21 protein-coding genes are annotated in these 20,235 nt (G+C 66.6%); 9 read left to right on the plus strand and 12 right to left on the minus strand.

What is annotated here, in order from left to right; genetic code table 11:
• Positions 1 to 262: 262 nt before the first annotated feature.
• The 5 genes from ABIR74_RS02955 to aceA all read right to left on the minus strand — a co-directional run bounded on the left by ABIR74_RS02955 (position 263) and on the right by aceA (position 6,486).
• On the minus strand, positions 263 to 1,114 hold the full coding sequence (locus tag ABIR74_RS02955) for a GNAT family N-acetyltransferase (protein ID WP_348175123.1): 852 nt from the start codon (positions 1,112 to 1,114) through the stop codon (positions 263 to 265).
• A 26-nt stretch (positions 1,115 to 1,140) separates the two neighbouring features.
• Positions 1,141 to 2,643, minus strand: a complete 1,503-nt coding sequence (aceB, locus tag ABIR74_RS02960) for a malate synthase A (RefSeq protein ID WP_348175124.1) — start codon at positions 2,641 to 2,643, stop codon at positions 1,141 to 1,143.
• A 7-nt stretch (positions 2,644 to 2,650) separates the two neighbouring features.
• The gene (locus ABIR74_RS02965) at positions 2,651 to 4,951 is read right to left on the minus strand and encodes an aminotransferase class III-fold pyridoxal phosphate-dependent enzyme (protein ID WP_348175125.1); all 2,301 of its coding nucleotides are present in this window, start codon (positions 4,949 to 4,951) and stop codon (positions 2,651 to 2,653) included.
• A gap of 126 nt (positions 4,952 to 5,077) precedes the next feature.
• Positions 5,078 to 5,227 carry a hypothetical protein gene (locus ABIR74_RS02970; protein ID WP_348175126.1) on the minus strand — a complete coding sequence of 50 codons (150 nt, stop codon included), beginning with the start codon at positions 5,225 to 5,227 and terminating at the stop codon, positions 5,078 to 5,080.
• Positions 5,224 to 6,486, minus strand: a complete 1,263-nt coding sequence (gene aceA, locus ABIR74_RS02975; protein WP_348175127.1) for an isocitrate lyase — start codon at positions 6,484 to 6,486, stop codon at positions 5,224 to 5,226. Before aceA ends, ABIR74_RS02970 begins: the two co-directional genes overlap by 4 nt.
• Before the next feature lie 141 nt (positions 6,487 to 6,627).
• Here aceA and ABIR74_RS02980 point away from each other — a divergent pair, with 141 nt between their 5' ends.
• A complete protein-coding gene (locus ABIR74_RS02980; protein ID WP_348175128.1) occupies positions 6,628 to 7,356 on the plus strand; it encodes a GntR family transcriptional regulator in 729 nt (242 codons plus the stop codon).
• Between the two features lie 36 nt (positions 7,357 to 7,392).
• On the opposite strand, the gene ABIR74_RS02985 is transcribed toward ABIR74_RS02980, so the two are convergent.
• The 3 genes from ABIR74_RS02985 to ABIR74_RS02995 are packed head-to-tail and all read right to left on the minus strand — an operon-like array spanning position 7,393 to position 8,694.
• On the minus strand, positions 7,393 to 8,094 hold the full coding sequence (locus tag ABIR74_RS02985) for an HAD family hydrolase (RefSeq protein ID WP_348175129.1): 702 nt from the start codon (positions 8,092 to 8,094) through the stop codon (positions 7,393 to 7,395).
• Positions 8,094 to 8,486 (minus strand): nuclear transport factor 2 family protein, encoded by a 393-nt coding sequence (locus ABIR74_RS02990; RefSeq protein ID WP_348175130.1) that lies wholly within the window; start codon positions 8,484 to 8,486, stop codon positions 8,094 to 8,096. The genes ABIR74_RS02985 and ABIR74_RS02990 overlap by 1 nt, the downstream gene beginning before the upstream one ends.
• Positions 8,473 to 8,694: a hypothetical protein gene (locus ABIR74_RS02995; RefSeq protein WP_348175131.1), complete on the minus strand. Its 222-nt coding sequence runs from the start codon at positions 8,692 to 8,694 to the stop codon at positions 8,473 to 8,475. The genes ABIR74_RS02990 and ABIR74_RS02995 overlap by 14 nt, the downstream gene beginning before the upstream one ends.
• Positions 8,695 to 8,848: 154 nt before the next feature.
• Here ABIR74_RS02995 and ABIR74_RS03000 point away from each other — a divergent pair, with 154 nt between their 5' ends.
• Genes ABIR74_RS03000 through ABIR74_RS03010 form a run of 3 tightly spaced genes read left to right on the plus strand, consistent with a single transcriptional unit; the run spans position 8,849 to position 11,050 of the window.
• Positions 8,849 to 9,364 (plus strand): nitroreductase family protein, encoded by a 516-nt coding sequence (locus tag ABIR74_RS03000; protein ID WP_348175132.1) that lies wholly within the window; start codon positions 8,849 to 8,851, stop codon positions 9,362 to 9,364.
• Positions 9,361 to 10,311: an ROK family protein gene (locus tag ABIR74_RS03005; protein ID WP_348175180.1), complete on the plus strand. Its 951-nt coding sequence runs from the start codon at positions 9,361 to 9,363 to the stop codon at positions 10,309 to 10,311. Before ABIR74_RS03000 ends, ABIR74_RS03005 begins: the two co-directional genes overlap by 4 nt.
• Positions 10,312 to 10,330: 19 nt before the next feature.
• A complete protein-coding gene (locus ABIR74_RS03010) occupies positions 10,331 to 11,050 on the plus strand; it encodes an SDR family oxidoreductase (RefSeq protein ID WP_348175133.1) in 720 nt (239 codons plus the stop codon).
• Positions 11,051 to 11,110: 60 nt separating this feature from the next.
• Here ABIR74_RS03010 and ABIR74_RS03015 read toward each other — a convergent pair whose 3' ends face one another.
• Genes ABIR74_RS03015 through ABIR74_RS03025 form a run of 3 tightly spaced genes read right to left on the minus strand, consistent with a single transcriptional unit; the run spans position 11,111 to position 13,613 of the window.
• Positions 11,111 to 12,283 (minus strand): low temperature requirement protein A, encoded by a 1,173-nt coding sequence (locus ABIR74_RS03015; protein ID WP_348175134.1) that lies wholly within the window; start codon positions 12,281 to 12,283, stop codon positions 11,111 to 11,113.
• Positions 12,280 to 12,813, minus strand: coding sequence for an NAD(P)-binding domain-containing protein (locus ABIR74_RS03020; RefSeq protein WP_348175135.1), 534 nt, complete (start codon positions 12,811 to 12,813; stop codon positions 12,280 to 12,282). The genes ABIR74_RS03015 and ABIR74_RS03020 overlap by 4 nt, the downstream gene beginning before the upstream one ends.
• A 53-nt stretch (positions 12,814 to 12,866) precedes the next feature.
• Positions 12,867 to 13,613, minus strand: a complete 747-nt coding sequence (locus ABIR74_RS03025) for a type 1 glutamine amidotransferase domain-containing protein (protein ID WP_348175136.1) — start codon at positions 13,611 to 13,613, stop codon at positions 12,867 to 12,869.
• A gap of 85 nt (positions 13,614 to 13,698) precedes the next feature.
• On the opposite strand from ABIR74_RS03025, the gene ABIR74_RS03030 reads away from it, so the two are divergent.
• On the plus strand, positions 13,699 to 14,268 hold the full coding sequence (locus ABIR74_RS03030; protein ID WP_348175137.1) for a TetR/AcrR family transcriptional regulator: 570 nt from the start codon (positions 13,699 to 13,701) through the stop codon (positions 14,266 to 14,268).
• Here the strand turns inward: ABIR74_RS03030 and ABIR74_RS03035 are convergent.
• Positions 14,265 to 15,272, minus strand: a complete 1,008-nt coding sequence (locus tag ABIR74_RS03035) for a membrane dipeptidase (RefSeq protein ID WP_348175138.1) — start codon at positions 15,270 to 15,272, stop codon at positions 14,265 to 14,267. The two genes, ABIR74_RS03030 and ABIR74_RS03035, sit on opposite strands and share 4 nt — an antisense overlap.
• Before the next feature lie 290 nt (positions 15,273 to 15,562).
• Here ABIR74_RS03035 and ABIR74_RS03040 point away from each other — a divergent pair, with 290 nt between their 5' ends.
• From ABIR74_RS03040 to ABIR74_RS03055, 4 genes are all read left to right on the plus strand, one after another.
• Positions 15,563 to 16,813, plus strand: coding sequence for an ROK family protein (locus tag ABIR74_RS03040; RefSeq protein WP_348175139.1), 1,251 nt, complete (start codon positions 15,563 to 15,565; stop codon positions 16,811 to 16,813).
• A 214-nt stretch (positions 16,814 to 17,027) separates the two neighbouring features.
• Entirely contained in the window at positions 17,028 to 18,089 is a 1,062-nt protein-coding gene (locus ABIR74_RS03045) for a substrate-binding domain-containing protein (RefSeq protein ID WP_348175140.1), read from the plus strand.
• Positions 18,090 to 18,158: 69 nt separating this feature from the next.
• Positions 18,159 to 18,965: an ATP-binding cassette domain-containing protein gene (locus ABIR74_RS03050; protein WP_348175141.1), complete on the plus strand. Its 807-nt coding sequence runs from the start codon at positions 18,159 to 18,161 to the stop codon at positions 18,963 to 18,965.
• Positions 18,962 to 20,179, plus strand: coding sequence for a sugar ABC transporter permease (locus ABIR74_RS03055; protein ID WP_348175142.1), 1,218 nt, complete (start codon positions 18,962 to 18,964; stop codon positions 20,177 to 20,179). Before ABIR74_RS03050 ends, ABIR74_RS03055 begins: the two co-directional genes overlap by 4 nt.
• Positions 20,180 to 20,235: the final 56 nt, after the last annotated feature.

Consider the following 20,235-nt stretch of genomic DNA (forward strand, 5'->3'; position numbering starts at 1 on the left):
GCACTCACTGGCGCAGGCGACCGGTCTCGCTTCCGGGTGAGGCTCACGAGCGACCCCATTCCAAGGGGCCGAGTAGCATTCTGCACACTGTGGATTTCGTGATCCGTTACGCGAAGCCTGATGACGACGGACCCGTCGGCGACTTGCTCGTGGAGGCATACCGCAGCCAGTACGCGAGGCAGCGAGAACGTATCAACCTTCCTGTGGTATCCCGATGGCTCGAGCGTCGAGCTCGTCAACAACAACCGGTGTCAGGCAGAAGTCAGCTGAATTCCCACTGATCCCAGTCGGCCACCGCTTCGTAGCCGATCCTGGCGTAGATCGCGTTCGATGTCGGGTTCGCGAGGTCGGTGAAGAGGAAGCAGAACGCGAGGCCGGTTGCGAGTCGCTCGACCGTGAGATCCGCGACGAGAGACGTGGCGTAGCCGTGACCGCGATGCTCCGGTGGCGTGTAGACGGGCCCGACCCTGGTTCCGGTCGGGGTCGGATTCCCGTAGCCAGCGAGAGATACAGGCCCGTTGTCGTCCCAGAGGAGCCAGGCGCCGTCCGGGTCCGCCTCACGGCGCCGGTATGCGGCTTCGGCCTCTTCACGGTGCGGCGCCTCTCCGAGTGCCTCCTCCGCGAAGCCGTCGAGCCAGTCGAGCACCGTCGGAACATCGTCCGGACCGGCTTCTCGCATGGTGCCTGGCGCGCGGGCAGTCTCGTACACAGCGGAGGCCGCGTGGACACGCTGCCTGACTTTGAGGTGCGCTCGCACGCCTGTCAGCTCGGACCATGCCGATGCGAATCGGCCGACGACATCGGCCGGGCCTACTGCACCGGGGAGCCCGGGGTGCATGTCGAGGACGGCGTCGGCGACGCGATCCACGGCCTCGAGTGATTCGAACCGACTCAGGATGACGCCGTAGGGAGGCGTGCGGAGAAGGCAGCCAACGACACTTCCCGCGTCCTCCGCGATGACGAAGGCCGGGTCGAAGCCGTAGAGCCGCGGCTCGTCGAGCAGACGGCCGAGCAGGCCGAGCGGCAGGTTGTGCTCGGGTTCATGCGCGCTGAGGAACGGACCGGCTCGGGCGAGAAACCCCTCTGCAGTGTCGATTCGGCGTAGCTGCGGCATCGCTGTCGCGGCGGTCGGCCGTGCCGCTAGCCGGCCTCGTCGGCGACCAGTTGGTCGTACGCGGGCAACGTGAGGAACTCCACATAGTCGGGTCGCGTGGCGATGCTCTCGAAGATAACGCGCGCTTCGCTGTAGCCCTCACCGAGCGACTTCATCTCCTCGTCCGTGATCCGGAGCACATCGTCGGCCGTAAACCGGCCGTGGTGCAGCCACTGCCAGATCTGCGAACGGCTGATCTCCGCCGTCGCGGCGTCCTCCATGAGGTTGTTGATCGCGACTGCTCCCGAACCATGGAGCCACGCAGCGAGATACTGGATGCCCACCGAGACGTTGTTGCGCAGACCGTCCTCCGTCGCCTCCCCGGGTGTGGCGGCGACGTTCAGGAGATCGGATACGCCGACCGACACGTCGTCTCGCTGACGTTCGATCTGGTTCGGCCGGTCGCCGAGCACCGCGTCGAACGCCTCGTACGCTGTCGGGACGAGATCCGGATGCGCGACCCACGTGCCGTCGAAGCCCTGTGAAGCCTCGCGCTCTTTGTCCTCGCGCACTTTCGCAAGCGCGACCGCGTTGACGTCGGCATCGCGTCGTGAGGGGATGAAGGCGGCCATGCCACCCATGGCGAACGCGCCGCGGCGGTGACACGTCTTCACGAGTAGCTCGCAGTAGGAGCGCATGAAAGGCACCGCCATGGTCACAGCGCCTCGATCGGGCAGCACCATCTCAGACCGGTGCCCCAGCTTCTTGATCACGCTGAAGATGTAATCCCAGCGGCCTGCATTGAGGCCCGCTGAGTGGTCGCGCAACTCGTAGAGGATCTCGTCCATCTCGAAGGCGGCGAGAATCGTCTCGATCAACACGGTCGCCTTGATCGTTCCCTGCGGCACTCCCAGGCACTCCTGCGACCACACGAAGACGTCGTTCCAGAGCCGCGCCTCGAGGTGCGACTCGAGCTTGGGCAGGTAGAAGTAGCGGCCGTTGCGGCCGTGGTTGCGGAAGAAGTACAGGCCGAAGTCGAACAGAGAGCCGGACATCGGCGCACCGTCGACCTCGAAGTGCCGCTCTTCCAGGTGCCAGCCGCGTGGGCGCACAAAGAGGACGGCGGGGTTGTCACCCAGCGTGTACTGCTTCTCGCCCGTGTCGAGTGAGATCGTTCGCTCGAGCGCATCGGTCAGGTTGCGCTGCCCGTCGATGCAGTTGAACCACGTCGGCGAGTTGGAATCCTCGAAGTCGGCCATGAACACCCTCGCGCCCGAGTTGAGCGCGTTGATCACCATCTTGCGGTCGACCGGCCCCGTGATCTCGACCCGCCTGTCCGCAATCTCGTCAGGCGTGGGGGCGACGCGCCAGTCTCCTGCGCGAACGGCGGCCGTCTCGGGCAGGAAGTCAGGCAGCTCGCCGGCGTGCAGGCGCTCGAGGCGCGCAGCCCGCTGTGCCAGAAGGTCGATCCGCCGCTCGCCGAATTGGCGCTCCAGATCGGTCAGGAACGTCCGGGCCTCCGGGGTGAGGACGTCTGTCGTGTCGATCATGGCGCGATCATCGCAGTTGTTCGGCTGCGAGCGTTGCATCGAGTTCCGCCGCGACCCGGTCGGCGTGTCTCTCGGAGAACACGAGCGGGGGCCGGATCTTGATCACGTTGCCGCGGGGGCCGGTCGCGCCCACGAGCACTCCGCGACGGCGAAGCCCGTTCGTAACCGCTTTCCCGATGTCGGAGCGGCCCGTTGACTCGTGGTCGAGCTCGACTCCGATGAAGAGGCCAGGCCCGCGTACGTTCGTGATCACGGAATGCGAGACAGCGACCTCCTCGAGGCGCGCTCTCAGATAGGCGCCGACGCGCTCGGCCTGCTCGGCCAGCCGTTCGCGTTCGATCACGTCGAGTACCGCCGTGCCTACTGCGGCGGCCACGGGTGATCCTGCGAACGTCGAGAAGAAATGCCAGCGCTCGGCGAACTGCACGGCGATCTCGGGGGTCGTGACGACCGCTCCCATCGGGTGTCCGTTCCCCATCGGCTTACCGAGCGTGACGATGTCCGGCCGCACCCCGTCCTGGGCGAAGCCCCAGAACGCCTCGCCGACCCGACCGAAGCCGGCCTGCACCTCGTCGGCGAGGCAGAGCGCGCCGACCGCGCGCGCCCGCTCGTAGGCAGCGCGGAGGTAGCCCGGAGGCACCGCGAAGATCCCGTCGCTCGCGAAGACGTCGTCGAACACGAGCAGCGCTGGATCGTGGCCGCGGCCGCGCAGACGCCCGAAAGCGCCGTCGACCTCTCCGACCACGCGGCCTGCAGCATCCGCCGACCCGAGCGTCGCCGCGCCCCCGATCCGCGCCACCCACGGCTCGAGCGCGTCTGGGCCAAGCTCCTCCGGCGACAGGGCGGCCGTCGCGGCCGTCGTGCCGTGGTAGGCGTGCTCGGTGATCGCGACCCCTCGGTTGCCGGTGACTGCACGGGCGATCTGGATCGCGACGTCGTTCGCCTCGCTTCCCGAGTTGACGAACATCACGACCGAGAGTTCCTCGGGGAGGAGTGCCGCGAGGCGGTCGGCATACACGGCGACCTCATCCACGAGGTAGCGCGTGTTTGTCGTCAGCCGGCGCGCCTGGGCCGCGAGGGCGGTGGTGACGCGAGGATGGGCGTGTCCGACCTGCGGCACGTTGTTGTAGGCGTCGAGCAGGCGGTTGCCGTCGACGTCCGTGAGCCAGACACCGGTGCCGGACTCGAGGCGGACAGGTTTGTCGTAGCTGAGGCTCAGGGCGGGGCCGAGGCGCGCACGACGGAGAGAGAGGCTGGCGTCGAGCGAGGAGGTTCCGCGTCGAGACATGCCGCACGCGGCCGCGAGCTCCGACGCGAGTGTCGCCGGGCCGCGGTCGTCGATCCGGGCGAGGGTTGCGAAGCAGTCCACCTGGTCGGCGAGGACGTAGGTGATGTTGTCCGGGTGAAGCTCTGCCCGCCACGCGGAGATGAGCACGGACTGCGTCATGCGGGCGGCCGCGAGTTCGGGAACCAGCAGTACCTCGGCGCGGGTCAGAGGGCGAACGGCGTGATAGGCGGTGATGACGTCGACGAGCGGATCGAGCGGATCGTCGGCACCGAACGCCTGGTACGCGGCGGCGATTGCGGGATCGATCACCGACCGCGCGTGGACGAGATCGCCGAAGTCGACGACTCCCGCGACGCGATCGGGGTCGTCACGATCGGCGAGGAGATTGTCGGGATTGACGTCGCCGTGGATCGTCGAGGCTCCAACGAGCTCGAGCGCCGGCGCGATCACGGCATCGAAGCGGTCGAGCCAGCGCTCCACGAGGGTGCGGTGCTCGGCAGGAATGTGATCCAGCCTGGGTCGGAGCTCTGGGAGTCGGGTGACGTCCCAGGCGATCTTCCGGTGCGCGAGTGGGTGGATGAATCCAGCCAGCGCCAGGTCGATGTGTGCGACCGCGGCGCCGATCGCACGTCTGGCGGTGGGGGGGAGCGGGCCGGGTGGGAACGCCGTGCCGTCGACCAGGCTGACGAGTTGAACCGCGTGGTCGACGCCGCCGATGTCGACGGCGCCCGTCGGCCTGCGATCGATCGTGCGTCGCGGTCGGGGAATCGGAACCGTCGGGTCGGCCCGAATCGCGTGCTCCATGGCGAGCACCTGCATCTCGACGACGTCGGCCGGGTCGGCCGGGTTCCCGACCTTGAGGACGAAGGAACCCTCGGCTCCGTCGATCCGGAAGTTTCGGTCTCGCTCGCCGTCGAGTGGCGTCGCATCGCCGTCGACATCGAACACGCTGCGAGCGATGTCGACGGCGAGCGCCACCGGGACTTCAGGGGGGCGCGCTTCGAGGACGTTGTCGCTCACCGCGCATCACGATAACGGTTGGGCGCCGTCGGATCCCGTAGGGGAGACGGCGCAGCCTCTCCCGGGAACGAGAACGGTGATGACCCGCCTCAGGGACAGACGGGCGGAACGGTGTGAGACACCGTCCTAGTCCACCTCGTGATCGCGCTCGCAGTGCTCCGGGCAGTTGCACTCCACGGTCTCCGAACGCGTCAGGAGGACGGGGCGCTCGGTCGAGCAGGCCCGCGTCGCTTCGGGGCTCCGCGAGAGGACCTCGGTCGTCTGAACGGGTGTCATGCTGCGCTCCTCTCGATCTCGGGGGTGTCCGTCTCGAACTGCTCTTCCTCGGTCGAGCCATGGAGCGCCAACGTGGATGCGTTGCCGCCGGTGATCGTTTGCAAGACCTGGTCGAAGTAGCCCGCGCCGACTTCGCGCTGATGGCGGGTCGCCGTGTAGCCCTCTGCCTCGAGTTCGAACTCGCGTTCCTGAAGCCGCACGTAGGCGGGCATCGCCTCGTCGCCGTAGCCCCGGGCGAGCTCGAACATCGAGAGGTTGACAGCGTGGAAGCCGGCAAGGGTGATGAACTGGAAGCGGTAACCGAGCTTCGCGAGGTCGCTTTGAAAAGTGGCGATCTGCTCGTCGCTCAGGTGCTTGCGCCAGTTGAACGAGGGCGAGCAGTTGTAGGCGAGCAGCTGATCCGGGTGCTTCTCGTGAATTGCGGCCGCGAACTGCTCCGCCTCGGCCATGTCCGGCGTCGAGGTCTCGCACCAGATCAGGTCGGCGTAGGGGGCATAGGCGAGGCCGCGTGCAATCGCGGCATCGATGCCGTCCCGGACCCGGAAGAACCCTTCGGGAGTTCGCTCACCCGTGCAGAAATCGCGGTCGATCTCGTCGATGTCGCTCGTCAGGAGCGATGCTGAGAGTGCGTCGGTGCGCGCGACGACCAGCGTCGGTACGTCGGCAACGTCGGCGGCGAGTCGGGCCGAGATCAGCGTGCGCACGTGCTGGGCCGTTGGCACGAGCACCTTGCCCCCGAGGTGGCCGCACTTCTTCTCCGAGGAGAGCTGATCCTCGAAATGCACTGCGGCTGCACCGGCCTCGATGAACGACTTCATCATCTCGTAGGCGTTCAGGGGGCCACCGAAGCCGGCCTCGGCGTCTGCGACGATCGGCGCAAGCCAGTGCGTCGAGTCGTCGCCCTCCGCGTGGGCGATCTGGTCGGCGCGTAGGAGTGCACTGTTGATTCGCTTCACGAGCGCCGGCGCACTGTTTGCCGGGTACAGGCTCTGATCCGGATAGGTGTTCCCGGAGAGGTTCGCATCGGCCGCGACCTGCCAGCCGGAGAGATAGATCGCCTTCAGGCCCGCCTTCACCATCTGCACCGCCTGGCCGCCGGTCATCGCACCGAGTGCAGGCACCCACTCGTCCTCGACGAGCAGCTTACGAAGACGCTCCGCACCGAGGCGGGCGAGTGTGTGCTCGACCGTGACGGTGCCACGGAGGCGTTCGACGTCGGCCTGGCTGTAGGGGCGCTCGATGGTGTCAGTCGGGGTCATGCGGGCTCCTTTGGATCCATAATAGGCTATCTCGGATCCTATATTACCCAGCAATGTCATCTCCGGGGATGAATATACGCATTTCGGATCCCAGACGAAACCACTTTGTGTGCGCATCGCGTTCCGTACACTGCGAAAACGATGGCCACGCTCTCCACGAAGGCCGACGACATCGCCCGCGTCCTCGAGGACGAGATCGTGGGCGGAGCGATCGCGCCCGGCACGGTCATGCGCCAGGAGCAGCTCTCCGAACGCTTCGAGGTGTCCCGGACGCCCGTGCGGGAGGCACTTCGCCGCCTGGCGGCGCTCGGGCTCGTCACGTTCGAGCCCAACCGCGGCGTGCGCGTTCGCTCGATCTCGCCGGGGGAGCTGCGCGAGGCGCATCTCGTGCGCGCGGAGCTCGAGGCACTCGCGACCGAGGTTGCAACGCCACGCATGACCGCGGCCGATCTCGTCTTGCTCGATGAAGCGGAGCAGCGGTTCTCGGAGCTAACGCTCGAGCTCCGCGACCAGGCCAGGCGTGGGGAGGCGAGGGATTCGTCGCTCTTCGTCGAGTGGATGCAGGCGAACTACGCCTTCCACGACGTGATCTACACCGCCGCCGCGATGCCACTCGTCGAGCGTCTCGCGAAGAGCGCGCGTAGGACATTCATCGGAGACCGCGTCTGGAGTGCCCGCGCCGAGCTCGACGAGCTCTACGCCAAGAACGATCTGCAGCACCGGGCGATCCGTGAGGCGATCTCGGCGGGGAGCGCCGCGGGAGCGAGGCTCCTGGCACGTGAGCACGTGCTCTCGTCCGGCCGGTTGATCGAGGTCGTGATCGAGGCCCTCGGCAGCGGCGGCAGCCGCGATCCCGGCTGGGGCTCGTAGGGGCGGGACCTGTCCCGCCCGGCGCTCGTTCCTCTCTTACCGAAGCGCGACGTCAGCGAGCGTCGTCATGTCGGGCACGATGAGATCCGGCGTCGCCGAGGCCACGGGTGTCGCTCCGAATCCAGGTCGGTCGTGGCGGCGGTCGACCCACGCGGTCGTTAGCCCGAGTTGCTTGCCGGGAACGTGGTCGTGGAACAGGCTCTGGGCTGCGTGGAGGATTCGGTCGCGGGGCACGGCGATCGTCTCGAACGCGAGCTCGAACGGCGGGAGGCTCGGCTTGTAGGCACGGGCGTCCTCCGCGGTGACGATCCAATCGAACGTGACGCCGAGGCGGCGGTTCGAGAGAGCAAAGAGATCCCGGTCGCAGTTCGTGATCACGCCGAGCTTGAACCGCGCCTGCAGACGTCGCAACGCGGGCGCGGTGTCATGGAAAGCCGGCCAGGCGCCGAGATTCTCCGCGAACACGCTCGCCTCGTCGTCGGCTATGGCGAAGCCGAGGTCCTTACCGAGCCCGCGTAGCGACGCGCCCAGCACCTGGCGGTAGGGCTGGTACTCGCTCGCCTCGAGCGCCGCCTCGTGCCGCGCGTAGCGCTCGAGCAACTCGTCCTCCGTCAGGTCGATCCCTCGCGTCGCGAGTACCGGCTGGAGCGCATTCAGGATCCCGCGCTCCCAGTCGATCAGCGTGCCGTAGCAATCAAACGTGATCGCGTCGAAGCGGCTGAAGTCGATCGCCTCCATCAGGCCCAGAACGCCTCGAATGCGGCCGGGTCGCTCGGCAGTGCGAGGACCTCGTGGACGAGCCCGTCCTCGATCCGAAACAACAGCACCTGATCGAGCTCGAGGTGCCGGTCGTTGCGGTCGCCGCTTGCCCGATACAGCGCGGCCGCTCTGTCATCGGACGCGAGAACGTCGATCAGCGATGACGAGTACGTGCCGTCGGTCTCTTTCGGCAGCCGCCCGAGGAAGCCGAAGATCTCCTCGCGCCCGCGGAACGTTCCCGCCATCGTGCCGCTACCCGGCACGATCCAGGTCGCGTCGTCGGCGAACGCATCGCGGAGCGCGAACCCGCGCTTCTCTGCGAATGCGGCGAAGATCCGCCGGACGAGCGCCTCGTTCTCAGCTCGCGCCACGGCTTGCCTCCCAGCGGTCGATGAGTCCCTCGACATGCCGTCGCTGAGCTTCGCCGAAGGGGTACCGCGCGAGGAGTCGACGCGCCTCGGCGGGGTCGTCGTTAGCCACAGCGGCCTCGAGCCGCTCGCGCTCGGGTGTCGGCTGGCGCAACTGTCGCCGGAGCCAGCGGAGTAGGCTGACGGTCTCCTGGTCGGCCGGTTGCACCATGCCTTGAGCTTACGCCGTCTCCACAGCAGGAGCGGCGTCACAGGCTTGATGTGGGTTGGAAGCACGTCTGGATGCGGCCCTGCACGCGGCGCTCCTCGGTGCAGAACCGTCCCAGCCGCACTCCTGACCCACATTAAACCTCTAGGCTTGATTCGTGGATCTTCTCCTCGCTATCGCCAGCCGTCGGGACGAGCGCGGGACACTCCGGGATCCGTTACCGAACGAGATTGTGCTCCGGCTGCTCGATGCCGGGAGACTTTCCGGGTCGTCCAAGAACGGGCAGCCCTGGGTGTTCGTCGTCCCGGACAGCCGCGCCCGGATCGAGGAGCTCGCGACCGCTGTGTTCGTCCCGGACAACGTCCTCAACGCGGGCCTCGTCGTCGCGATCCTCGTCGCGGGCAAAGGCCCCGTCTCCTTCGACGCCGGTCGCGCTGCCCAGAGCATCCTTCTTGCGGCGTGGGCCGAGGGGCTTGCGTCGTGCCCGAACGGCATCGCGGATATCGATGCAGCCCGACGTGCGCTCGAGGCGTCCGAGGACGAAACTCCCGTCATCGTTCTCTCGTTCGGGCTCCCTGCAAAGCCGCGCGACCCGACCGCGCGATCCGCGGCCGAGTGGAGCGAGAGAGCGAACCGGAAGACGATCGAGGAGGTCGTTCGTTGGCTGGAGTGACGCGGATGCGGGGCGGACTCGACCTTGGCGGCACGAAGATCCAGGCGGTCGTGACCGACGGCGAGGCAACGGTTCTCGGCAAGGCGCGGCGCGAGACCCCGCAACGGGGCGGGCCCGAGGCGGTCGTGCTCGAGCTCGCGGAGACGCTCCGCGAGGCCCTCCTCGACGCGCGCGTCGAGCCGATGGGTCTCGCTGGAGTCGGGGTTGGCGCGCCGGGTGCGATCGACACCGAGACGGGTACCGTCATCCAGGTTGCAAACATCGACGGGCTGAAGGCGCCGTTCCCGCTCGGCCCGGCGCTCACCGAGGAGCTCGGTCGACCCGTAAAGATCGGCAATGACGTGAACGTCGCCGTCGAGGCCGAGCGCCGGTTTGGCGCCGGCCACGGTTTCGACTCGTTCCTCGGTGTCTTCTGGGGAACGGGTGTCGGCGGCGGAATTGTGATGGACGGAAGACCGGTGCACGGGCGCGGTTCGGCGGGCGAGATCGGTCATGTTTGCGCGAAGCCCGGCGGTCGCCGCTGCAACTGCGGGCTCGACGGATGCGTCGAGGCATACGCGGGGCGCGGCGCGCTCGAGGCGCGCGCACGCGACCTCGCGAAGGATCGTCCGACCGTGCTCTTCGAGCTGATGGAGAAGCGAGGCCGCGATCGTCTCACGAGCGGTGTCTGGTTGCGGGCACTTCAGGCGGGTGACGAGGTTGCGGAGGAACTCATCCTGCGGGCGGTCGAGGCGCTCGGTGTCGGGATTGGCTCGGCTGTGACGCTGCTCGACGTCGAAGCGGTGATCATCGGCGGAGGGCTCGGTGAGCGCCTCGGGCCCGACTGGCTGGATCGGATCGAGGTCGCAGCGGGTCGCCACACATTTTTTACCAAGCCTCCGGTCTACCGTCTCGCAAAGCTCGGCGATCTTGGCGGGGCGATCGGCGCCAGTCTCCTAGGGGTTTGATGTGGGTCAACGCCCTCACATGAGAGTCGCCGTCGTCACCGGTGCCGGGCGCGGGATCGGAGCTGCCGTCGCGCGACGGCTCCACGCCGACGGCTGGTCACTCGTACTCGGGGACATCGACTGCGACGCCGTCACCCTGCTCGCGGCGGAACTCGGGCGCGATGCCGCTCCCGTCCTGCTCGACGTCCGCGATCCGGCAGCATGGGATCATGCTGTAGCGATTGCGAGGGAGGTGGGCGATCTTGCGGCGCTCGTGAATGTCGCAGCCCGCACCGACATCCGCGATCTCTTCGAGATCACTCCGGAGGAGTGGGACGACGTGCTCGCAACGAACCTTCGCGGCCCGTTTCTCGGCATCCGAGTCGTCGGGCCGTTCCTCCGCGAGCGTGGCGACGGGCGGATCGTCAACATCGCATCCGACTCGGCATTCCGCGGGCGTGGCGTCACGGGAACGCACTACGCCACGTCGAAGGCCGGCCTTCTCGCTCTGACACGACGCGCGGCCGCGGCACTCGCACCGAGTGGTGTCACGGTGAATGCCGTCGCGCCCGGAACGATCGACGGCGAAACCGTTCGGGAGCTCGCGGGAGAGCGGATCGAGGAGCTGGCAAGCGATGTTCCGGCCGGGCGGCTCGGTCGACCGGAGGAGATCGCGGCGCTCGTCGCCTGGCTCCTGTCGGACGAGGCGGCGTATGTCAACGGTGCGACGATGCTCGTCGACGGCGGCGCAGCGCTGTAGGGGCGATGCGCACCCGCGCGGTAGCGCGGGGGCGTCGCCCTTGTCGATGCTTCGCCCTGATCAGCTCTGCATCAGCTCGCTTGGCGCCTGCCGGTAGCGGATTCGCTCGGCGATCACCGCGAGTACGACGATCGCCGTCACGGTCGCAAACAACGCAACGCCGGGGATCGACGGGAGGACGGCGACGGCCGCGAGCGTTGCAGCCGCTGCAATGGCTCGCTCCCAGCCGATGGTGCGAACGATGCGGTAGCGAGAGAGGAGAAACCCTGCGAAGTACAGCGCAACGCCGAACCCGAGGGCGGCCCGGCCCGGACGCGAGAGAGCGTCCTCCGGATGGGCGACCATCTTCTTCGCAGCCACGGCGAAGTAGACGATCCCGAGCACGATCGGGTAGTGGAAGATCGTGAAGACGTCACGCGCGAGCGCCCCACGCTTGTTCGGGAGCGCCCTCTGCAGCGCGCGCTCGACTGCCCCCGAGACGAAGCCGAAGTAGGCGAACCACAGCGCGGCGACACCCGCGAACGCGATCAGGACGGAGAGTGCGAACGCTGCATCACGGGGGATCTCCTCGACGCTCGTTCCGATGGCGACAATCGACTCGCCGAGCGCGATGATCACGATCAGCGCGTAGCGCTCGGCGAAGTGTGCCGGCGACACGCGCCAGTCGTTGTCGTTCCCCGTAGCGAGGACACCTCCGACGGCAACGACCAACGCGGCGACCCACAAACCGCTGCGGAGCGGAAGGCCGTCCACGAGGCCCCCTACGACAACGAGCGCGGGGGAGAGGAGGAAGAACGGCACGAGTCGCTTGAGCGCAGCGAACTCGGCCGGACGATCCTTGAGCCCCCAGCCGTAGAGCGAGATGTTGAGCACGCCGATGAACAGGTACGCGCAGCCGAACCAGACTCCCTGGTCGGAGTACGCGTGTGGGACGGCGAGCGCCATGAAGAACGCACCGGCCATCCCTGCAAGAAAGAGCAGCTTCGTCACCTGGCTCTCGATGTCGATCGCGTTCGTCATCCACGTGAATCCGGACCACGCCCACCAGACCAGTGCGAGGACGAGCGCCGCTCGGGCAAACCCGGCAGCGCTCGTATTCGAAAGAAGGAGGAGTGTGACCTGGGTAATCGCGAAGACGAAGACGAGATCGAAGAACAGCTCGAGGTAGCTCGTTCGGCGCTCCTCCTCGGATTCGCTCGGGCCGCTTTCTGCCGGTAGGTCCGCGACGCTCAAGAAGCCTCGAATCGGTAGACGAACGGCCCCTTACCCTGTCGGTAGGCGATGCCGATCACGAGGCGGGCGAACGCCTCGAGATCTGTGGCCTCCACGTGGCCGCCAGCGTCGAGGGGGTCGAAGCCCGCGTCCCGGATCAGTCCCGCGACGGTGTCCTTCGCCGCCTGATCGTCACCAGCGAACACGAGCGTCGGCGCGGTTGCCGGTGGGTGGGCGAAGAATTGTGCAAACACCGTGTTGAACGCCTTGACGGTGTCTGCGCCTGGCGCCATGGCCGCGATCTCGGCCCCGTCCGGGCCGCCCGAGAGGTTGTTGGTCGCGTCGATCAGCACTTTGCCGTCGATGTCCCCGGCGGCCGCGATCACCTCGGCTGCTGCGGTGCAGGGGACAGCGAGCAGCAACACATCGGCGCTCGCGGCGGTCTCGAGGATCGTTTCACGGGTCGAGATGGTGACATCGTGACCGGCGTTCTTCCAGCTTTGCGCAAGGGCGCCGCCTACACGGCCGCCACCGAGGATTCCGATGTTCATGAGGTCTCTCTTTTCTACTGGTTGTGGAGGACGAACCGTGTGAGCGAGATCGCTCAGACCCCGAGCGCCTCGATCACGAACCGGGCAGCCGCTGCCCCCGAATACTGCTGCTGGCCCGTGATCAGATTCCCGTCTCGGACAGCGAAGGGCTTGAACATGGAGTTGACGACGAAGTTCGTGTTGTCGAGTTCGCGTGCCTCGTCCTCGATCCAGAACGGCTGGATCTTCTGGCCCACGAACTCGTCCGCGAACTTCTCCTCGGAGGTGGCGAACCCGGTCCAGGTCTTCCCGTCGACGACGAGTGCGCTCGAGGATGTCCTTGCCTTCAGGAGCACGCAGGTCGCGTGACAGACGACGGCGGTCGGCTTTCCCGACTCGAAGAAGGCAACGACGAGGGCGTGAACCTGGTCGTTGTCGACAAACGTGACCATTGGTGCCTGCCCGCCCACGAGGAAGACGGCATCGAAGTCGTCGACGGAGAGATCCGCGAGTCGGGCGGTGTTCTCGATCAACTGCGCGTGGGTCGGGCTCTTCTTGAAACCAAGGCTGATCAGGTCATGGGCGGAGTAGCCTGATGCGTCTTCGGGATCGCTGAAGCCATCGGCGACGAGCGCACCACCCTCCGGGCTTGCGATTGTCACCTCGTAGCCACGTTCGACGAACTGCCAGTAGGGATGCGTCAGCTCGGCCCACCAGAAACCGACGGGCCAGCCGGTCAGTGTCGAGACCGAAGGGTTCGAGGCGACGATCAGGATGCGCTTCGGGCTCTCGGGGTGCAGAACATCAACGGCTCGAGACACGGCGTAGTCCTTTCGTGCGTGAGGGAACTCGGGAATAATACAATACGATACAGTACCGTATCAATTATCGTGTTACGCTTGGCTCGTGCTCGGACGCCCACGTGATCCGGAGATCGACGAGCGTGTGATGGAGGTCGCACGCCGCCACCTGGCGCAGTACGGGTACGACGGGATGTCGCTCACCGCGATCGCCGACGACGCCGGCACCACGCGTCAGGCGCTCTACCGTCGCTGGCCTACGAAGGCCGATCTCGCGACCGCCGCCGTTGCGGCGATGTCACGAACCGCCGAGCGGGCCCCTACCGAGGACCCGTACGCCGATCTCGTGCGGGAGCTCGACGCCTTCCGGCGCGGCATTGGCCGGCCGGACGGCGTTTCGATGGTGGGGACGATGCTCGCGACCTCCACCGACCCCGAGCTCGTCACGTTCTACCGCGAGCGGATCGTTGCGCCCCGGAGAGCGGCGCTGCGCGAGATCCTCGAGCGTGCGAGAGATCACGGACTGCTCTCACCCGACGCCGACATCGATGCGGCGCTCGGCATGTTCACGGGGAGCTGGTACGCGCGGTCGCTCCAGGGCGTTCCGCCCCTGCCCCGGTGGGCGGAGCGAACCGCTGCCGTCATCTGGCGCGGCCTCGGCGGTACGCCGTCCTAGAGCTCTTTCGGGAGCGAGCGACGGAGAAACGCGAGCAGGTTGCCGCTGCTGATTGCGGCAATGTCGGCGTCTCCCCACCCCTGCGCCTTCATCCTGGCGAGAAGCGCCGGGTAGTCCTCCGGCCCCTGCAGCCCTTCGATCCCCGCTCCCGGAGCGAGACCGACGGGCATCAGGCCGTCAGCCGATTCGGGGAAGGTCGGAAGCACCTCGCTGAGTCGGGTCGTGAAGTCGCCGCCGAAGCAGACTCGGTCGATGCCAATCACGCCGATCGCGTGCTCCAGGTGGTCGACGACCCGATCGAGAGTGCGGACGTCGTGCCCGATGGCGAGCGGATGGAGCATCAACCCGAAGACGCCGTCGGCGGCGGCGAGCGAGCGCAGCTGGTCGTCTGTGAGGTTGCGTGGGTGATCGTAGACCGACCGGCACGCCGCGTGCGAACAGATCACGGGAGCGCCCTTCAGTCGCGAGACGATCTCGGCAAACGCGGCGGGAGAGGCGTGCGCGAGGTCGAGGATGACGCCGAGCTCGACGAGCCTGTCGACGAGCGCGCGCCCGAGGCGGGAAAGGCCACCGTCCTCAGCGGCTCCGTCGGAGTACGGATTGCGTCGGTTCCACGTCAGCCCCGCCATCCGGACTCCCAGCTCCCAGAACGTCTCTGCCGGCCAGAGCTCGTAGCCGAACTGCTCCACACCTTCGAGGGAGAGCATCAGCCCGAGTCGCTCGCCGCGCACGACGGCGTCGAGGTCGGCGACCGATCGGACCTGCAGCACTCGGTCCGGGTTCTCGCGGACGGCGCGGAGCAGGCACGTCGCCTGGCCGAGGGCCTCACGGAGCGTTCCCTCGGGCTGCCGCTCGAGCTCGACGAAGACCGGGCACACCTGCAGTCCGACGCCCCCGGCCTCGAGAAGCGGTAGCCAGGTGCGGGCAAACGTGTTCGACTCGCCGAAGCGGAGCTCGCGGTAGCCGAGCTCGAGGAGCAGGTCGACGTGGGCGTCGGCGATCACGGGCTGCAGTCTACGACGTGACCGGGGGGTGGATCAGGTGCTGGCCGAAGTCAGGCACCATCGTGATGGTGGCGCCGGCGTCCGGTTGAAGTCGGCACCGGCGTTCGGGGCGCGGGCGTCGAACCGGCTGCCTGACCCCAGCCGGGAAGCGGAAGGGAAACGGGGCGCATTTCGTGTCTCCAGATCTTGACATTCGTCGCGCGCCAGTTTAGTTTGTGCGACGGCCATACAAAACCCGCCGCTGGGTTGAACACTTCTCTGCTGACATCCTCCCCTTCAGGAACCCGCGCATGAGTTTCGAGCGCGCTGGAAACGCTCCCTCGCGTTCCGACCAGACCACCGTCCGACGGGCGAACCTCGGCGTGGTTCTGCAGCAGATCGCGGGCGGCGAGCCGCGCTCCCGCGCTCGTGTCGCAGCCGAGACCGGCCTCACTCGCGGAACCGTTTCGAGCCTCGTCGGCGAGCTGATCGAGCTCGACCTGCTCCGCGAGACGGGCGAGGATCAGCGCTCGGGTCGCGCCGGCCGTCCGGGCCTTGCCCTGGAGGTCAGCGACCGGGTTGTCGCAGTCGGACTGGAGGTGAACGTCGACTATCTCGCAGTCTGCGTGGAGGATCTCGCTGGCAACGTTCGCTACCAGAAGCACGTCCACGCGGACAACCGGCGTAGCGCGTTCGGGCCTGTGCTCAACCGACTCGCGCGACTTGCACGCGGAGCCGAAAAGGTGATCGCAGCCGAGGGTCTCATCTCCGCCGGCATCGCCGTCGCGCTCCCCGGGCTCGTCGCGGCCGAGTCCGGAAGGCTCCTCCGCGCACCGAATCTCGGGTGGTCAGACATCCCCGTTGCGGATGAAGTCTCATCGCGGCTCGGCGGCGTCCCTGTCCGGGCCGACAACGAGGCGAACCTCGCCGCGCTTGCCGAGCACTGGCAGGGAGTCGCGCGCGGCCTCGATAACTTCATCTGCGTCTTCGCCGAGGTCGGCGTGGGCGCGGGGATCTTCATCGGTGGCGATCTGTTTCGTGGCTCACACGGCTTCGGAGCCGAACTCGGCCACATCACGGTCGCGCCAGGCGGACTGCCGTGCCAGTGCGGTGCTGTCGGCTGTCTCGAGACGATCGTCGGGCAGGAAGCGATCGCACGTCGCGCCGGCATCTGCGAGGACGACAAGCGTCGTGCTCGCAACGTGACCCGCGAGCTCGTGCGTCGCGCCGAGCAGGGCGATGAAGCGGTCATCGCGAGCGTCGCCGAAGCTGGCCACGCTCTCGGCATCGGCCTCGCGTCGGCTGTGAATCTTTTCGATGTCGACGCCGTCGTGCTCGGTGGGTGCCTCGGGCCGCTTGCCCCCTGGCTCGTCGCTGATGTGCGGGAGGCGCTCGGCGTGCGTGTCCTCTCGGCCGGCTGGTCCGGGTGCGAGGTCCTCGTGTCGGAATTCGGAGAGGGCGCCGCGGTTCGCGGTGCCGCTGCCCTGACTCTCCGGTCGGTGCTCGCCGAGCCGTGGCTCGTTGCCGAGCGGAGCATCTCTGTCCGCGAAAGGGTTTCCTGATCATGCGAGTCCGGCATCGGCCAGGGGTCTGCCGCCCGTCCAGCACTCGGCTGGAAGAGCGGCTGGTCAGCGCCGGAACGAACGACGAAGGAGGTGTCAACAGCGCACGACCGTTCGTGAATCACCTTCCCTGACGGAGTAGTGGTACAGGGCCGCTCGGTCTTGTAGTGTTGCCCCGCCGCAAGTAGACATATTCACCAGGAGGAGAAGAATCGTGAAGAAGATTGTGATCATGCTCGTCGTCGCTCTCGCCGCAGTCAGCGTGGCAGTGACGGCAGCGTTTGCGCAAGGCTCCGCCAACAAGGACTTCTGTGTCCTGTTGCCGGACTCGAAGTCGTCGATCCGCTGGGAGACCCAGGATCGCCCCTCGCTTGTCAAGGCGTTCAACGCCGCAAAGGTCTCGTACGTCATCACCAACGCGGACAACGACGCGCAGAAGCAGAAGACGCAAGCTGACCAGTGTCTCGCGAACGGTGCAAAGGTCGTGATTCTCGCGCCGCTCGACTCCGGTTCTGGGCTTGCGATCGAGAAGGCTGCCGCCGCAAAGGGCGCAAAGGTCATCGAGTACGACCGCCAGGTCAACGGCAGCAAGGGCGTCGTTTACGTCTCGTTCGATGGAGCGAAGGTCGGTGTGCTCCAGGGCAACGGTGTCGTTGCGGGGCTGAAGAAGAACGGCAAGTACAGCCAGAAGCCGGTCGTCGCCGAGCTCAACGGTGGCCAGACCGACCCGAACGCGTTCCTCTTCAAGAGCGGGTACGACTCGATCCTGAAGCCGCTCTACAAGAAGGGTGTTTTCGTCAAGGGTCCGGATCAGTTCACGCCGGGTTGGGATAACCAGAAAGCGCGCCTGATCTTCGATCAGATGCTCGCGAAGACGAGCAACAAGATCGACGCTGTCGCCGCGGCCAACGACGGCCTCGCGAACGCGGTCGTCACCGCCCTCAAGGCGAAGAAACTCAAGCCGATCCCGCTCTCCGGGCAGGACGCGACAGGCCCCGGTGTCCAGAACATCATCTCGGGCTGGCAGACGATGACGGTCTGGAAGGACACCCGTCTTCTCGCAGCCAAGGCTGCGGCGTTCGCGATCGCGCTCTCGAAGGGCCAGACACCGAAGACCAACACGGTCGTCAAGAACGGCTCAGCGAAGCAGGCGGCATACATCTACCCGCCAGTTGCGATCACGAAGGCGAACTTCAGGCAGCTGTTCAACGGCTACCTGAAGAAGAGCGAAGTGTGCGTGGGCGTGTACGCCAAATACTGCGTCAAGCCTGCGTAAGTAGCCACGTGACTCGGGAGCCGCCTGCAGGACAGGCGGCTCCCGAGTACACTTGCGAGCCCGACCACCATGACGACGGACACTACGACACCCACCACCGAGCCTCTTCTCGAACTCCGCGGAGTCTCGAAGAACTTTGGTTCGGTACAGGCGCTCACCGATGTCGACTTCGAGGTGCGCGCCGGGGAGGTGATGGCGCTCGTCGGCGACAACGGCGCCGGCAAGTCGACACTGATCAAGTGCGTGTCAGGCATCCACGTTGCGGATGGCGGCGAGATTTTCTTCGACGGCGAGCTGGTCACGATCAGTAGTCCAAAGGATTCGGCCGCGCTCGGCATCGAGGTCGTTTACCAGGATCTTGCGTTGTGCGACAACCTCGACGTCGTTCAGAACATGTACCTCGGTCGCGAGGCCCACGATGTCTTCCAGCGGCTCAAGGAGCCCGAGATGGAGCGGCGCACCGCCGAGACGATGAAGGGTCTTTCCGTCACGACGATTCGCTCGATCCGGCAGCCCGTCGCAACTCTCTCCGGCGGGCAGCGGCAATCTGTCGCCGTTGCGCGCGCGGTGATGTGGAACTCGCGCCTGGTCATTCTCGACGAGCCGACGGCGGCGCTCGGCGTTGCCCAGACAGAGCAGGTGCTCGCGCTCGTTGCGCGACTCGCCGAACAGGGACTCGCCGTCGTGCTGATCTCTCACAACCTCCACGACATTTTTGCCGTCGCAGACCGGATCACGGTTCTCCGACTCGGCCGAAATATCACGATTTACAATCGGCGCGAAACGACCCAGCAGGAGGTCGTCGGCGCGATCACGGCCGGCGTACTGACAAAGGTCTCGGGTATTGAGATGACCGCACCTGAGGAGGCCCTGTGACGACCGGCGCCGACACGTCGACACCCGGCCCGGCCTCCGACGAAGGCTTCGTCCAGCGCATCAGGGCCAATATCAGCGCTGGCAATCTCGGCAGCTGGCCGGTAGTCATCGGCCTGATCATCATCGTGCTGTTTTTCTCCCTCAAGGCCGACAACTTCTTCACGCCGGGTAACTTCACCAACATCCTCACGCAGATGGCGGGCGTGACGATGCTGGCTTACGGCGTCGTCTTCGTCCTTCTAATCGGCGAGATCGACCTCTCGATCAGCTACGTGAGCGGGATCGCCGGGGTTGTCGTCGCGCAGCTCACGCTTGCGGGGAGCTCCCATGCGATCCCGGGGATCCTTGCGATCGCGGCTGCAATCGGCGTCTGCGCGCTCATCGGGTTGTTCCAGGGCTCGATTGTCGCGCTGATAGGAGTGCCCGCGTTCGTCGTCACGCTGGCAGGGTTCCAAATCTGGCAGGGCGTGATTCAGAAGTCGATCCCACAAGGTGTCCTCTCGATCCAGGACAACACCGTCAACAACGTGGCGAACTACTTCTTCTCTGAGAAGGCAGGCTGGGCGATGGCGATCGTAGTGTCGGCAGTCTACGTCGCGAGCACCGTCGCGGGCATCGTCTCGCGACGTCGCCACGGCGTTGCGATCCGGAATCCGGTCATGGTCGTTCTCAAGCTCGTCGGGATCGTCGGCGCGTCGTTCATCGTGGTGGCGATCTGCAACAAGGATCGCGGCGTGCCGTTCGTTCTGCTTCTCATCGTCGCGATGCTCCTGCTCTGGACTTTCGTCGCAAAGCGCACCACCTTCGGCCGTCACGTCTACGCGGTTGGCGGCAATGCGGAGGCCGCTCGCCGGTCGGGAATCAACGTTCCCCGAGTGCGCATCATCGTCTTCATGATCTCGAGCGGTATGGCTGGCCTCGGCGGAGTCGTGCTCGCAGCCAGGCTGAGCAGCGTCGACCTCAACGCGGGAGGCGGCACGCTGTTGATCGACGCGATCGCCGCGGCCGTGATCGGCGGCGTCAGTCTCTTCGGCGGCCGCGGTGAGGTGCGAGACGCACTCTTCGGCTCGCTCGTGATCGCGACGATCGCAAACGGCCTCAACACGCTCAACCTGACGCAGGGCACGATCTACATCGTCACCGGTTCCATCCTGCTTCTCGCGGTCACACTCGACACCATCCTGCGGCGCCGCCAGAAGAAGGCCGGGCGCTGACGTTCGTAGTACCGGTGTCAGGTCTTGCGATCACGCACGAGGATGCGAGATCGCAA

It is taken from the genome of Gaiella sp., from assembly GCF_039915195.1.
Classification (GTDB): Bacteria; Actinomycetota; Thermoleophilia; order Gaiellales; family Gaiellaceae; genus Gaiella.